The organism is Streptomyces sp. NBC_00250 (assembly GCF_036192275.1).
Classification (GTDB): domain Bacteria; phylum Actinomycetota; class Actinomycetes; order Streptomycetales; family Streptomycetaceae; genus Streptomyces.
The window spans coordinates 7,032,208-7,047,611 of sequence record NZ_CP108088.1; the positions used below are offsets into that span (position 1 = coordinate 7,032,208).

9 protein-coding genes are annotated in these 15,404 nt (G+C 71.4%); 6 read left to right on the forward strand and 3 right to left on the reverse strand.

Annotated elements, in window-relative coordinates; all coding sequences use genetic code 11:
* Positions 1-172: 172 nt before the first annotated feature.
* Entirely contained in the window at positions 173-1,801 is a 1,629-nt protein-coding gene (locus OG259_RS31865; RefSeq protein ID WP_328945392.1) for a PucR family transcriptional regulator, read from the reverse strand.
* A 161-nt stretch (positions 1,802-1,962) separates the two neighbouring features.
* On the opposite strand from OG259_RS31865, the gene OG259_RS31870 reads away from it, so the two are divergent.
* A complete protein-coding gene (locus tag OG259_RS31870) occupies positions 1,963-3,483 on the forward strand; it encodes an APC family permease (protein WP_328945393.1) in 1,521 nt (506 codons plus the stop codon).
* Positions 3,484-3,511: 28 nt separating this feature from the next.
* Positions 3,512-5,164 (forward strand): flavin monoamine oxidase family protein, encoded by a 1,653-nt coding sequence (locus OG259_RS31875; RefSeq protein ID WP_328945394.1) that lies wholly within the window; start codon positions 3,512-3,514, stop codon positions 5,162-5,164.
* A gap of 6 nt (positions 5,165-5,170) precedes the next feature.
* On the opposite strand, the gene OG259_RS31880 is transcribed toward OG259_RS31875, so the two are convergent.
* Both OG259_RS31880 and OG259_RS31885 read right to left on the reverse strand, forming a co-directional pair.
* The gene (locus tag OG259_RS31880) at positions 5,171-6,553 is read right to left on the reverse strand and encodes an FAD-binding oxidoreductase (protein WP_328945395.1); all 1,383 of its coding nucleotides are present in this window, start codon (positions 6,551-6,553) and stop codon (positions 5,171-5,173) included.
* 77 nt (positions 6,554-6,630) lie between these two features.
* Complete coding sequence (locus OG259_RS31885) at positions 6,631-8,433, reverse strand: glycoside hydrolase family 15 protein (protein ID WP_328945396.1); 1,803 nt, start codon at positions 8,431-8,433, stop codon at positions 6,631-6,633.
* A 686-nt stretch (positions 8,434-9,119) separates the two neighbouring features.
* On the opposite strand from OG259_RS31885, the gene OG259_RS31890 reads away from it, so the two are divergent.
* The 4 genes from OG259_RS31890 to ald all read left to right on the forward strand — a co-directional run bounded on the left by OG259_RS31890 (position 9,120) and on the right by ald (position 14,964).
* Entirely contained in the window at positions 9,120-10,778 is a 1,659-nt protein-coding gene (locus OG259_RS31890; protein WP_328945397.1) for a CTP synthase, read from the forward strand.
* 77 nt (positions 10,779-10,855) lie between these two features.
* Positions 10,856-11,482 carry an NUDIX hydrolase gene (locus tag OG259_RS31895; RefSeq protein WP_328945398.1) on the forward strand — a complete coding sequence of 209 codons (627 nt, stop codon included), beginning with the start codon at positions 10,856-10,858 and terminating at the stop codon, positions 11,480-11,482.
* A 233-nt stretch (positions 11,483-11,715) separates the two neighbouring features.
* A complete protein-coding gene (locus OG259_RS31900; protein ID WP_328945399.1) occupies positions 11,716-13,701 on the forward strand; it encodes a tetratricopeptide repeat protein in 1,986 nt (661 codons plus the stop codon).
* Positions 13,702-13,848: 147 nt separating this feature from the next.
* Positions 13,849-14,964 carry an alanine dehydrogenase gene (ald, locus tag OG259_RS31905; protein ID WP_328945400.1) on the forward strand — a complete coding sequence of 372 codons (1,116 nt, stop codon included), beginning with the start codon at positions 13,849-13,851 and terminating at the stop codon, positions 14,962-14,964.
* Positions 14,965-15,404: the final 440 nt, after the last annotated feature.

Genomic DNA, 15,404 nt, shown 5'->3' on the forward strand with positions numbered 1-15,404 from the left:
CTTCGCCCTGTGACCGGCCCCCGTGCGCCGTGCCCGGTGGTGCGGGGCCAGGCACAAGGGGCGGTGGCGCCGCCCAGGGCGCCGTTCCGTTGTGCCCACCCGTTCCGCCCCGGCGGAACGAATGCCCACAACGGGGGCGGGCGGGGCCGGGGCGGGTGCGGCAGGGAGGGGCCTACGGCGTGTGGCGGCGGGCTCTCAGGGCCAGGGAGAGGGCCAGGACCGTTTGGGGGTCGTCCAGGTCCGTGCCCAGGAGCTCGGAGATGCGGGCCAGGCGGTTGTAGAGCGTCTGGCGGTTCAGGTGGAGTTCCCGGGCCGTCTCCGCCTTGCGGCCCGCGTGCGCCAGGTACGTCTCCAGGGTCGGGAGGAGCGGGGGACGGGACGTGCGGTCGTGGTCCCGCAGCGGGCCGATCGCGCGGTCCACGAACGCCGCCAGGACCGTGTCCCCGTGGAAGTGCAGCCGCCACAGCAACAGGTCGATGTCGAGGCGCCGGGCGTCGTACCAGGGCAGGTCCGACAGGCCCTGCGCGGCCGTCGCCGTCTCAGCCGCGTGCCGCAGGCCCGCCGAGGCCGCGGCCCAGCTGCCCGCGACGCCCACCACGACCACCGGCGGGTGCACCCCGGCGCGTTCGAGGCCCGCCCGCTCCACGCCCGCGCGCAGGGCCGCCGCGACCCGGTCCGCGACCGCCGTGCGTTCCGATTCCGAGCGCAGGCCCAGAAGGAGGGGGACACGGCCTTCCACCGGGCGGACGCCCAGGAGGACCGGGACTCCGACCGAGGCGAGCTCCTCCAGGACCGCGCGGGCGAGCAGGGCCCAGTTCCCCGAGGGGGAGAGCTCCGAGGCCAGGCGCATCACCACCGGCAGGAGCGGACCGTCGCCCGGTTTGAAGCCGAGGACCCGGGCCTGCGCCGGGGCGTCCTCGGCCGTGATCCGGCCCTCCGCCAGGTCCGTCAGGAAGTCGCCCCGGCCCCGTGCGGCCAGCTCCTCCTCCTGGCGCGCCTGCATGAGGACGACCGCGAGGAGGCCCGCCGCGCGCTCGGCCGCCATCCGGTGGACGGGGGAGAGGGCGCCGGAGACCGACAGGAGGACGAGACGGGCCCGTACCGATGACGTACCGGGGCCGCCGCCGGGCACGTCGACCAGCACCGTGCCGGTGGGCGGGCCCGATTCGCGGGCCGCCCGCTGGCCGCGCAGCCCGTCCCATACCTGGAGCGGGTCGGCGGGCGCGGACTCGGTGCCCGCCGCGTACAGCAGCTGGCCGTCGGCGGTCTCCAGGAAGACGGGGTTGGCGGCGAAGTCCGAGAGGATGCGCAGGACCTGCGGGACCCCGCCGCCGCCGAGCAGTGCCTCCGTGCACTGCCGGTGCACCTCCTCGGCCTGCCGGAGGAGCGCGTAGTGGCCGTTGACGATCTCGGTGTGGATCTCCTCCGTGACGGCCACGAAGGGGACCTCGCGGTGCAGCTGCACCAAGGGCAGGCCGGCGGCCCTCGCGGTCTCCACTATCGTCGCCGGGAGGCGGGCGAAACGCGGTCCGAGTTCCACCACGAGCGCCGCGATGCCCCGGTCGGCGAGCCGCCGCACGAAGGCGCGCTGCTCGGCCGGCCGGGTGCCGAGCCCGAGGCCCGTGGTCAGCAGCAGCTCGCCGCCCTTGAGCAGCGACGCGATGTTCGGCACCTCGCCCGCGTGCACCCAGCGCACCGTGCGGTGCAGCCGGTCCGCGCCGGCCACGACCTCCGGGAGCCCGCTGCGCAGGCCCGGGAGTTCGAGCGCCCGCTGCACGGTGATCCCGCCCTGATTGTCCATGGGGCCGGACGCTACCCGCGTCCGTGTTCCGGCGACATCACCCCACGGTCACAGGACCGGACGGTTCGCACGCAGGGGCGACAACTCGTCGTCCCCTGGCGGGAATTGTGTGACCGCCTGTCGATTGTGGCCTACGTCACTCGGGAGGATGCTCTCGCGCCATGGCAGAGAACCCCACCCCAGAGGTCCACCGGCTCAAGGCGAACTCGGTCGGGCTCGTCGGCGTCGTCTTCATGGCCGTCGCCACCGCGGCACCGATCACCGCGATGACCGGCAACCTCCCCATCGCCGTCGGCTTCGGCAACGGTACCGGCGCACCCGCCGGCTATCTCTTCGCGACGCTCGTCCTGACCGTCTTCTCGGTCGGCTACGTCGCCATGGCCAAGCGGATCACCGCCGCCGGCGCCTTCTACGGCTACATCTCGCACGGCCTCGGCCGGATCGCCGGTATGGCCTCCGGCATGCTCGCCGTCCTCGCGTACGTCGTCTTCGAGGCCTCGATCGTCGGTGTCTTCGCGTACTTCGCCAAGACGACCGTCGCCGATCAGCTCGGTGTGGACCTGCCGTGGATCCTGTACGCGGCCGTCATGCTGTCCGTCACCGCCGCCCTCTCGTACTTCGACATCAACCTGACCGCCAAGGCGCTCGGGGTGATGCTCATCGCCGAGATCGCGGTCCTCTTCGCGGTCGCCACCGCCGTCCTGATCGCCGGCGGCGGCCCCGACGGCATCCCCGTCGAACCGATCGACCCCAGGAACGCCTTCACCGGCACCTCCGCCGGCCTCGGACTCTTCTTCGCCTTCTGGTCCTGGGTGGGCTTCGAGTCGACCGCGATGTACGGCGAGGAGTCCCGCGACCCCAAGCGGGTCATCCCGCGCGCCACGCTGATCTCCGTCATCGGCGTCGGCCTCTTCTACATCTACGTGTCGTGGATGACGATCGCGGGCAACGGCCTCGCCGGATCGGTGAAGCTGTCCGCCTCCGCCTCGCCCCTCGACCTGTTCTTCTCGCCCACCGAGAGCTTCATCGGCGCCTGGGCCGTCGACGCCTTCCAGTGGCTGCTGCTCACCGGCTCCTTCGCCTGCGGGATGGCCTTCCACCAGTGCGCCTCGCGCTATCTGTACGCCATCGGGCGCGAGGGCTTCCTCCACCCGGCGCTCGGCCGGACGCACGCGAGGCACGGCTCGCCGTACATCGCCTCGTACGTGCAGAGCGCGATCGCCGTCGCCCTGGTCGGCGCCTTCTGGCTCACCGGCCAGGACCCCTACATCCACCTCTACACGCTGCTCGCGATCCTCGGCACGATGGCGATCCTCATCGTCCAGACCCTCTGCTCCTTCGCCGTCATCGGCTACTTCCGCAAGAACCACCCCGAGGACCGGCACTGGTTCAGGACCCTCACCGCCCCGCTCCTCGGCGGTGTCGGCATGATCGCCGTCGTCGTCCTGCTGGTCGTCAACATGGAGACCGCCGCCGGTCTCGCCGCCGACTCGCTGTTCTTCAAGGCGATCCCCTGGATCGTCGGTGCGGTCTTCTTCGGCGGCCTCGGCCTCGGCCTCTATCTCAAGGCCAAGCGGCCCGCACGCTACGAGATCATCGGCCGGATCGTCCTGGAGGACGCCGCCGAGCGCCCCGCCGAAGAGACAGCGGCCCCCGCCCCCGCCGCCGTACCGCAGAGCTGAATCCCCTTCTCCCCTCCAGGAGCGCCCCATGGCACGCACCAACCCGATGCACCTCCTGAAGAAACTGGCCGCCGAGCACGCCGACGCCCGGCGGCTGAACCTCCCCGTCGACGAGCTCCGCGGCATGAGAGCCGACGCCCTCGGGCGCCGCTCCCTCCTCAAGTACGCCGCCGCCGCCGGTGTCGCCGTCGGCGCGGCCGGGGCCGCCGGCCTGGGCGGGGCCGTGCCCGCCCGCGCCGCCACCCCGGACCCGCCGGTCAAGAGCACCGCCCGGGTCGCCGTCGTCGGCGCCGGGATCTCCGGCCTCACCGCCGCCCTCACCCTCCAGGACGCCGGCCTCACCCCGGTGCTCTACGAGGCGAACCCCACCCGGGTCGGCGGCCGCATGTGGACCCAGCGCACCCACTGGGCGTACGGACAGACCTCCGAGATCGGCGGCGAGCTGATCGACACCAGCCACAAGAAGATCCTGGAGCTCTGCCGCCGCTTCGACCTCCCCGTGGAGGACTTCCTCGGCGGCGGGCCCAACGGAGCGGAGGAGGTCCTCTGGTTCAACGGCGCGTACTACTCCCGTGCCCAGGCCGACGAGGACTTCAAGGCGGTCTACCAGCTGCTGCGCCGGGACCTCTCGGACGCGGGGGAGGTCTTCTGGAACCAGACCACCCCCACGGGCACCGCGCTCGACAACATGTCGATCCACGAGTGGATCGAGACCCGGGTCCCCGGCGGGCACTCCTCGCCGCTCGGCCGCTTCCTCGACGTCGCCTACAACGTCGAGTACGGGGCCGACACCACCGAGCAGTCCTCGCTCGCCCTGGTGCTGCTCATGGGCTACCAGACCAATCCCGGCAACTTCAACGTCTGGGGCCTGTCCAACGAGCGGTACCACATCGTCGGCGGCAACGACCGGCTCCCGAACGCCGTCGCCGGGGCCCTCGCCCCGGGCACCCTGCGCCCGGGCTGGTCCCTGACCGCCGTACGGGCCAACGCCGACGGCACCCAGACGCTGACCTTCACCGAGGCCGGCGCCACCAGGACCGTCACCGCCGACCACACGATCCTCTGCCTCCCGCTGCCGGTCCTCCAGCAGCTCGACCTGGCCCGGGCCGCCTTCGACCCGCTCATGAGGAACCTGCTGCGGGACGCGCGGATGGGACACTGCACCAAGCTCAACATGCAGTTCGGCACCCGCCCCTGGCGCGGCACCGGCGCCTGGCCGGGCGTCTCGGCCGGTGACTGCTTCACCGACACCGAGGTCCAGCAGACCTGGGACACCACCAAGATCCAGGGCGGGACCGGCGGCATCCTCCTCCAGTACGGCGGCGGCAGCCTCGCCAGGTCGCTGACGCCTGCCGGGCCCTTCTCCACCGAGTCCGACCCGTACGTACGGAACCTCGTCACCCGCCACCTGGCGGGCATCGACGCCTTCTACCCCGGCACCTCACGGGCGTACACGGGCCGCGCCCAGCTCTCCGCCTGGCACCGGAACCCGTACTCGCTGGGTGCCTACTCCTGCTGGCCGGTCGGCTATCTCCACCGGTACGCGGGCTACGAGGGCACCGCCCAGGGGAACGTCCACATCGGTGGTGAGCACTGCAGCTACGACTTCCAGGGCTTCATGGAAGGCGGGGCGACCGAGGGCGAGCGAGCCGCCAAGGAGGTGATCGCCGTCCTGCGATGAGCCGGCTCAGCCGGCCGGTGCGATGTTCTGGTTGAAGCGGAACACGTTGTCGGGGTCGTACTCGGCCTTCACGGCGGCGAGTCGGCGGTAGTTCTCCTCGCCGAAGGAGGAGACGATCCGCTGCTCGCCCTCGGCGCCGATGAAGTTCAGATACGTCGCGTCGAGTGCCCACGGCCGTACGTCGTCCCGGACGTCGTGCACCCACTGCTTCGCCTGCTCGTCGTACGCGGGGTCCTCCCAGGTCGCGAACGGGTGCACCGCCCACGGCGCGGTGCGCCACGGCTGCGGGTACCGGGAGGGCCCGGCGGCCACGGCCCCGCCCATCAGGAACAGCACGTGCTGGGTGGCGGTCGACGCCGGGATCCGCGCGCCCCGGTCGCAGAAGACGTCCACGGCCTCGTCGGAGAAGTCCCGCAGGTACTCGGCCGACCAGTAGTTCCGCAGCCCCGGCGGGTCGTCGAGCATCGTCTGCAGGTCCACGTACGGGATGTCCGTGACGATCTCGACCACGGGCTTCAGCGCGAACAGCGGCGCCGCGAACTCGCGGAGTTCGGAGACCGGGCCGGTGTACGTGAACAGCGCCCCGCAGACCAGCTTGCCGACCAGGTCCTCCGGGATGAACGGCTCCGGGGGCGCGGGCATGTAGATGGCGCCGCCACCCACCTCGTCGGGTGCGCCGGCACCGAGATCGCGGAAGGTGCGCACCACCTGGGGCGCGTTGTCGGGCAGGAAGAACAGCATCGCGACGCTCATCCGGGGCAGCGGGTGCAGCCGCATCGTCAGCGAGGTCGCCACCCCGAAGTTGCCGCCGCCGCCGTGCAGCGCCCAGAACAGCTCCGGGTTCTCCTCCGCGTCCGTGTGCACGTGCTTGCCCTCGGCGGTGATCAGGTCGGCGGCGAGCAGGTTGTCGCTGGCAAGACCGAACTTCCGCTCCAGCCAGCCCGAGCCGCCGCCCAGTGTGAAGCCGCCGACGCCGGTGGTGGACACCCGCCCGCCGGTGGTCGCCACATGGAACGGCTGGCACGCGTGGTCCAGGTGGGCCATGGTCGCCCCGCCCTCGACCCGTACCGTCATGTCCTCCGGGTCCACGACGACACCGTGCATCCGGCGCAGATCGACGATGAGCGCGCCGTCGATCATGGAGCTCCCGGCGACGCTGTGCCCGCCGCCGCGTACCGCGATCGGCAGCTCGGTCTCGCGGCCGAACAGGATCGCGTTGGACACGTCGGCCTGGGTGGCGCACTGGGCGATCACCGACGGGCGCCGGTCGATCATGCCGTTGTGCAGGGCACGCGCCTCGTCGTAGCCCGGACCGCCGGGGGTGATCACCTCACCGGCCAGATCCTCGACCAGTCCGGCGAGGGCGCTTTCGGAGACGTGGGGAGCCATGGGAGCCCCCCCTTCCGTACGGGGGGACAGGACCCTCTCATCGTAGGTCCGGGTGCCGTCCCCCGCGCGGGGCCGCCTCAGCCGCCGTACGCCCCGCTCGCCGTCAGCCGCAGTGCCGTGTCGATCAGTGGCACGTGGCTGAAGGCCTGCGGGAAGTTGCCGACCTGCCGCTGGAGCCTCGGGTCCCACTCCTCGGCGAGCAGCCCCAGGTCGTTGCGGAGCGCGAGCAGCCGCTCGAAGAGCGAGCGTGCCTCGTCCACCCGGCCGATCATCGCCAGGTCGTCGGCCAGCCAGAACGAGCACGCCAGGAACGCGCCCTCGTCGCCCTCCAGGCCGTCGACGCCTGCCTCCTCGCCGGAGGTGGGGTAGCGGAGCACGAAACCGTCCTCCGTGGACAGCTCCCGCTGGATCGCCTCGATCGTGCCGATGACCCGCTTGTCGTCCGGCGGCAGGAAGCCCATCTGCGGGATCAGCAGCAGCGAGGCGTCCAGCTCCTTGGAGCCGTACGACTGCGTGAAGGTGTTCCGCTCGGGGTCGTAGCCCTTCTCGCAGACGTCCCGGTGGATCTCGTCGCGCAGCGCGTGCCAGCGCTCCAGCGGGCCGTCGGCGTCCCCGGACTCGATGAGCTTGATCGTGCGGTCGACGGCCACCCAGGCCATCACCTTGGAGTGCACGAAGTGGCGGCGCGGGCCGCGGACCTCCCAGATGCCCTCGTCGGGCTGGTCCCAGTGCTTCTCCAGGTAGTTGATCAGCTTGATCTGGAGGAGCGAGGCGTAGTCGTTGCGGGAGAGGCCCGTCATGTGCGCGAGGTGGAGGGCCTCGGTGACCTCGCCGTAGACGTCCAGCTGGAGCTGGTTGGCGGCGCCGTTGCCGACCCGGACCGGGCCGGAGCTCTCGTACCCCGGGAGCCAGTCGAGTTCCGCCTCGCCGAGCTCCCGCTCGCCGGCGATGCCGTACATGATCTGCAGGTTCTCCGGGTCGCCGGCGACCGCGCGGAGCAGCCAGTCCCGCCAGGCGCGGGCCTCCTCGCGGTAGCCGGTGCGCAGCATCGAGGAGAGGGTGATCGCCGCGTCCCGCAGCCAGGTGTAGCGGTAGTCCCAGTTGCGGACGCCGCCGATCTCCTCGGGCAGCGAGGTGGTCGGCGCGGCCACGATTCCGCCGGTCGGCGCGTACGTCAGCGCCTTCAGGGTGATCAGGGAGCGGATCACGGCCTCCCGGTAGGGGCCGTGGTACGTGCAGTGCTCGACCCAGTCGCGCCAGAAGTCGGCGGTCGCCTCCAGGGAGCCCTCGGGGTCCGGAAGGGCCGGCGGCTCCTTGTGGGAGGGCTGCCAGGAGAGCGTGAAGGTGACCCGGTCACCGGGGTTCACGGTGAAGTCGGAGTACGTGGTGAGGTCCTTGCCGTGCGTCTCGGCGTCGGTGTCCAGCCACACCGAGTCGGGTCCCGCGACGGCGACCGTGCGCTCCCCGACCTTGTGGACCCACGGCACGATCCGGCCGTAGCTGAACCGCATGCGCAGCGAGGAACGCATCCGGACCCGGCCGGAGACGCCCTCCACGATCCGGATCAGCTGCGGGGCGCCGTCGCGCGGCGGCATGAAGTCGGTCACCCGGACCGTGCCGCGGTCGGTGTCCCACTCGGATTCCAGGATGAGCGAGTCGCCCCGGTAGCGGCGCCGGTCGGCCGGGGACGGCTCGGCGTCGGCGGGCCCGGCGGGGCCCACCCGCCAGAACCCGTGTTCCTCGGTGCCCAGCAGCCCGGCGAAGATCGCGTGGGAGTCGAATCGGGGGAGACACAGCCAGTCGACGCTGCCGTCCCGGCAGACCAGGGCGGCGGTCTGCATGTCTCCGATGAGTGCGTAATCCTCGATGCGCCCGGCCACGTGCTTCACTCCAGTCGAACGGCCACGTCCGCCCCGCGGGGCGCTTGCTCAGATGCGCCGGCTGGTTGTCAGCCGGGTCTGCGTGTGTCAGCGGTCAAGGGTCTTCGACGAGCTCTTGGTCCGGATGACGGGCGGGGTGATGCCGCTGGCCGGCCGGCTCGGAGGGCAATGTCCGAGCAGGATACGTCGCACCCTAGTGACCCGGTGATCACGCCGGTAACGGCGTTGCTCCGATCGGGTGAACGGGTCCTGTTCGTCGGTGGAAGGTCCGTCCATCGTCGGTGAAGGGTCCGTCGTTCGCAGGTGGGAGCTCCTCCCTTCGCTCGGCGGGAGGCCGGTCCGCCGCTGGTGGGACGTCGGTCCGCCCACCCCGCGGGGGCCCGTCCCGCCGCCCTGTGGGGCCGTCCTCCCGTCCTGTGGGGCCCGTCCTCCCGTCCGGTGGGAGGGGGCCGGTCCCTGCCCGCTGGGAGGCCGGCCCGCCCGCACGTCGCCGTCCGTGTACACCCGACTGCCGCGTGTGGCCGGAAGCGGTCTCCCGATGTCGCTGATACCCTGGTACCCCGTGGACCGGTGGGAAACGGCGACAGCCGAGGACCCCGAAACCGCAGCGACGGCACCCCCCGATTCTTCCGGAGGGGACGCCGGTACGCACCTCCAAACGCGACCACGGGAGCCCCCTCTTGGCGATGCCGCCCAAAACCACGACGACCAAGCACATCTTCGTCACCGGGGGTGTCGCCTCCAGCCTCGGCAAGGGCCTGACCGCCTCCAGCCTGGGTGCGCTCCTCAAGGCCCGGGGCCTGCGGGTCACGATGCAGAAGCTCGACCCGTACCTGAACGTCGACCCGGGCACGATGAACCCCTTCCAGCACGGTGAGGTGTTCGTCACCAACGACGGCGCCGAGACCGACCTGGACATCGGTCACTACGAGCGCTTCCTCGACGTCGACCTCGACGGCTCGGCCAACGTCACCACCGGCCAGGTCTACTCGCAGGTCATCGCCAAGGAGCGGCGCGGCGAGTACCTCGGTGACACCGTGCAGGTCATCCCGCACATCACCAACGAGATCAAGTCCCGGATCCGCCGCATGGCGACCGACGACGTCGACGTCGTCATCACCGAGGTCGGCGGCACGGTCGGCGACATCGAGTCCCTGCCGTTCCTGGAGACCGTCCGCCAGGTCCGCCACGAGGTCGGCCGCGACAACGTCTTCGTCGTGCACATCTCGCTGCTGCCCTACATCGGCCCCTCCGGCGAGCTGAAGACCAAGCCGACCCAGCACTCCGTCGCCGCCCTGCGCAACATCGGCATCCAGCCCGACGCGATCGTGCTGCGCGCCGACCGTGAGGTCCCCACCTCCATCAAGCGCAAGATCTCGCTGATGTGCGACGTCGACGAGGCCGCGGTCGTCGCCGCGATCGACGCCAAGTCGATCTACGACATCCCCAAGGTGCTCCACACCGAGGGCCTGGACGCCTACGTCGTCCGCAAGCTCGACCTGCCGTTCCGCGACGTGGACTGGTCCACCTGGGACGACCTGCTCGACCGCGTCCACAACCCCGACCACGAGGTCACCGTCGCGCTCGTCGGCAAGTACATCGACCTGCCCGACGCGTACCTCTCGGTCACCGAGGCCATGCGGGCCGGTGGCTTCGCCAACAAGGCGCGCGTCAAGGTCAAGTGGGTCACCTCCGACGACTGCAAGACCCCGGCCGGGGCCAAGAAGCAGCTCGGCGACGTCGACGCGATCCTCATCCCCGGTGGCTTCGGCGACCGCGGTGTGAGCGGCAAGGTCGGCGCGATCCAGTACGCCCGCGAGAACAAGGTGCCGCTGCTCGGCATCTGCCTCGGTCTGCAGTGCATCGTCATCGAGGCCGCCCGGAACCTCGCCGACATCCCCGAGGCCAACTCCACCGAGTTCGACCCGGCCACCGCGCACCCCGTCGTCTCGACGATGGAGGAGCAGCTGGCGTTCGTCGAGGGCGCCGGCGACCTTGGCGGAACGATGCGCCTGGGCCTGTACCCGGCGAAGCTCGCCGAGGGCTCGATCGTCCGTGAGGTCTACGACGACCAGCCGTACGTCGACGAGCGCCACCGTCACCGCTACGAGGTCAACAACGCCTACCGCGCGGAGCTGGAGAAGAAGGCCGGCCTGGTCTTCTCCGGCACCTCCCCGGACAACAAGCTCGTCGAGTACGTCGAGTACCCGCGCGAGATCCACCCCTACCTGGTCGCCACCCAGGCGCACCCGGAGCTGCGCTCGCGTCCGACGCGTCCGCACCCGCTCTTCGCGGGCCTGGTGAAGGCCGCCGTCGAGCGCAAGACGGGCAAGCCGGCGAAGTAGTCGCCGCGCGTTAACGTTGCCGGGGTACGGGTCCTGACGGACCCGTACCCCGGTTTTCGTATGTGGGAGGACAGCTCATGGAGTTGCAGGACACCCCGGAGGAGTGGCGGGTCGTCGCGACGACGACCCCGTTCCAGGGAAACAAGACGAGTGTCCGCACGGACGACGTGGTCATGCCGGACGGCACGGTCGCGCGCCGCGACTACCAGGTCCACCCCGGCTCGGTGGCCGTCCTGGCCCTCGACGACCAGGACCGGGTCCTGCTGCTCAAGCAGTACCGGCACCCCGTGCGGCAGAAGCTCTGGGAGATCCCGGCGGGACTCCTCGACGTGCCCGGCGAGAACCCGCTGCACGCCGCCCAGCGCGAGTTGTACGAGGAGGCGCACGTCAAGGCCGAGGACTGGCGGGTCCTGACCGACGTCTACACCACCCCGGGCGGCTGCGACGAGGCCGTACGGATCTTCCTGGCGCGCGGTCTCTCGGAGGCGGAGGGGGAGCGCTTCGAGGTCTCCGAGGAGGAGGCCGACATGGAGCTCGCGCGGGTTCCGCTGGCGGATCTGGTGCGAGGGGTGCTTGCGGGGGAGCTGCACAACAACTGCCTGGTGGTGGGGGTGCTGTCGCTCGCCGCGGTGCGCGGGGGTGAGGGGCTGGAGTCGCTCCGCCCGGCGACCGCGCCCTGGCCGGCCCGCCCCTTCGAGGCGTAGCCGCGCCTGCGGTGTTGCGGGCCCGCCCCTCCCCTTGTGCCCGCCCGTCCCGCCCCGCGGGGCGATGTGCCCACGCGGGGTGGGCGGGCAGTCTGACGATCGGCTGATCCGATCGGGGGAACTGTCCGCCCTGCTCCGCAAGGTGCGGTGCATGCCCTGAACTACGCTCGGAATCGCCCGTGCGGAGACCCCCGCGGGATCGGCTCGTGCGCAGGTGGACGGGAGCGTGGCCCGTGACGGATCAGGCGGTGGCGGCGGCCGGCAGCCGGCAGTTCTTCGGCCGGCAGCGGGAGTTGAAGGCCCTGCGCGCCGACATCGAGCGGACCGGCCTCGACACCCTCACCGGCCGCAAGGCGCCCCGGGCCCGTGTCCTGCTCATCGCCGGGAAGCCCGGCTCCGGACGTACCGCGCTCGCCGAGGAACTGGCCGCCGGACTCGCCGACCGGTACCCCGACGGGATCTTCCGGGCCCGGCTCACCGAGCCCGGCGGCGACCCCGTCCCCACCGCCCGCGTCGCCCAGGAACTCCTCGCCGCGCTCGGGGTCGCCGAGCCCCCCGGCGCCGCCGAGGACGAGCTGACCGAGCTGGTCCGCGCGGCGCTCGGCGAGCGCCGGGCCGTCCTGGTCCTGGACGACGCCGTGGATGCCGAGCACGCCGATCCGCTCATCCCCGACAACCCCGATTCCCTGGTGGTCGGCGTCGCCCGCGGGCCGCTCACCGGCATCCCCGACGTACGGCCCTGCACCCTCGGCGGGCTCGACCCCAAATCGGCCATCGAGCTGCTCACCGCCTTCACCGGCTCCGTACGCATCACCGTCGATCCGCAGGCCGCCGAGAGTCTGGTGGAGGAGTGCGGCGGGCTGCCCGCCGCGGTCGTTCTCGCCGGGGGCTGGCTCTCCACCCGGCCCAAGGCCTCCGTCGCCGACCTCGCCAAGCGGCTCCGCGCGCTCAGCGGCGACCCGCTCACCCGCGCCTTCCTGCTCGCCCATGAGGCGCTGCCGGCGACGGCCGCCCGGATACTGCGATTCCTGGTGCTCGCCCCGCTGGGCCGGGCCGACGCCCACACCGCCTCCGCCCTGGCCGGCTGCTCGGTCTCGGCCGCCGAGACCACCCTCGCCGACTTCGCCGCCCTGGGGCTCGTCTCGGCCGGGGAAGACGGTCAGTACGAGGTTCCCGGCCATCTCGTCCCTCTCCTTCGCGCTCAGCTGGAGGAGCGCGACCGGCCCGCCGAGGTGCAGCTCGCGCGGGCCCGGATGCTGGAGCGGACCGTACGGCTCCTCCAGTCCTGCCGTGCGGTCACCGAACCCGAGGGCTCGCCGGCCCGTAGGAAACTGGCCGGTCTGCCGCGCGCCCTGCGCTTCCCCAACGCCGCCGCCGGCGCCGTCTGGCTGCGCTCCCGGCAGTCCTTCCTGCTGGCCTCCGCCCGGCTCGCCGTCGCCGACGGGGAGCTCGACACCCTGGCCCGCCGGCTGGTCGCCTCCCTGGTCAGGGCGCTCGCCGCGCACCGGGGTGCCGAGGCCGCCGCGCCCGAGCTGTACGGGCTGCACCAGCTGGTCCTGGACGTGGCCGAGCGGCGCGGACTGCACCGTGAGCGGGCCGCCGCCCTGCTGAATCTGGCCGATCTCGATGCCCGTACCGGCAGGACGAAGGACGCTCTGGTGCGATATCGGTCGGCTTTGGACGCCGGACGCGCAGCAAATGACCCGTACGCGACCGGTCGCGCGATGGAATCCGTAGGTGGCTCCTATCAGGAGCTGGGGGACTGGCAGCGGGCCGGTGACTGGTACGGGAGGGCGCTCGCCCAGCGCCTCGCCCGGGACGAGCGGGCCGATCAGGCCAGGCTGTATGCCCGGCTGGGCGCCGTCCAGACCTACGCGGGCCGGTACGGCGAGGCGTTGCGGAACTGGCGCGCCGCCGCGTCCGGCTACCGGCGGCTCGACGATCTCCCGGGCTACGCACGGGCGTTGAGCGAGGCCGCCCGGGTCCAGGAGTACGCGGGGCGGCCCGAGGAGTCGCTGCGGACCTGCGAGGAGGCGGTGGAGTGGGCCCGGCGGGCCCAGGACACCCGGCTCCAGGCCGCGCTCCAGCTGAGGCTCGCCGACACCCTCGACCGGCTCGGCGACCCCGCCGCGGCCCGGCTGCACCGGTCTGCGGCCGAGAGACTGCTGGAAACGGAACGATCAGCCTACGAAATCCGCAGTGGGTCCGTCGAAGATTAGTACTTTGAAAGGCTAGACAGCGGGAACTCCTTCATTAGACTGGGTGCGCCGCGTTCGAACGTGGTCTGCCCCGGTGCGCCGCAGTGCATCCGGGTATGTATCGCAGTGCCCCATGTATCCCCCCTGATTCAAGGACCGTGATCGACGATGAAGGTCGGCATCCCCCGCGAGGTCAAGAACAACGAGTTCCGCGTGGCCATCACCCCTGCGGGTGTCCACGAGCTCGTCCGCCACGGCCACCAGGTCTTCGTCGAGCAGAACGCCGGTGTCGGCTCCTCGATCACGGACGAGGAGTACGTCGCCGCCGGCGCCGAGATCCTCCCCACCGCCGACGAGGTCTGGGCCACCGCCGACCTGCTGCTCAAGGTCAAGGAGCCGATCGCGGAGGAGTACCACCGTCTCCGCAAGGACCAGACGCTCTTCACCTACCTGCACCTCGCCGCTTCCAAGGAGTGCACGGACGCCCTCCTGGAGTCCGGCACCACCGCCATCGCGTACGAGACCGTCGAGACCGCGAACCGCGCGCTCCCGCTGCTCGCCCCGATGTCCGAGGTCGCGGGCCGCCTGGCCCCGCAGGTCGGCGCGTACCACCTGATGCGCTCGGCCGGCGGCCGTGGCGTCCTCCCCGGCGGCGTGCCCGGCACCCACGCCGGCAAGGCCGTCGTCATCGGCGGCGGCGTCTCCGGCTGGAACGCCACCCAGATCGCCGTCGGCATGGGCTTCCACGTGACCCTGCTCGACCGGGACATCAACAAGCTCCGCGAGGCCGACAAGATCTTCGGCACCAAGGTGCAGACGATCGTCTCCAACGCCTACGAGCTGGAGAAGGCCGTCATCGAGGCCGACCTCGTCATCGGCGCCGTCCTCATCCCGGGTGCCAAGGCCCCGAAGCTGGTCACCAACGAGCTCGTCGCCAAGATGAAGCCCGGAAGTGTCCTTGTCGACATTGCGATCGACCAGGGCGGCTGCTTCGAGGACTCGCACCCGACCACCCACGCCGAGCCGACCTTCCAGGTCCACAACTCGGTCTTCTACTGCGTCGCCAACATGCCCGGCGCGGTCCCGAACACCTCCACCTACGCCCTCACCAACGCCACGCTGCCCTACATCGTGTCGCTGGCGAACAACGGCTGGGTCGAGGCGCTGCGCCGCGACGCCGCGCTCGGTCTGGGCCTCAACACCCATGACGGCAAGGTGGTTTACAAGGAGGTCGCCGAGGCGCACGGCCTTGAGCACGTCGAGCTGAGCACCCTCCTGGGCTGACCCTCGCGGCACCGCCGTCAACGCGTGCCGTCAATGCCACACACCCGGCCGGACCTTGTTCGACAAGGTCCGGCCGGATGTGTGTCCGGACCCGGCGGAACGTTCGGCCAACTCGCCTCGAACGTAACCCTTTAACCGTTTCGCACACCCCTGAAACGTGTGGATGCATGCCTGCGCACCCTTGACAGAGAGGTGTTCGGTTGCCGACACATCGGGCCGGGTCCGGCGGATTGTGTTGCTGCGGAGCGGTGACACGCCATAGAGTCGCCAACCGTCGGCATGGTGCCACGCTGACCTATCGATAAATGTTCCTGGTGACATCCAAGGAGGTAAGACGACTTGTGAATGAGTCGACAATTACTCCCGGGAGCGGTGCGCCAGGTGCTCCGATCGGCTCCGTCGCGGTGCGGACCTTCGCGACGCACCAGCCCATGACGACA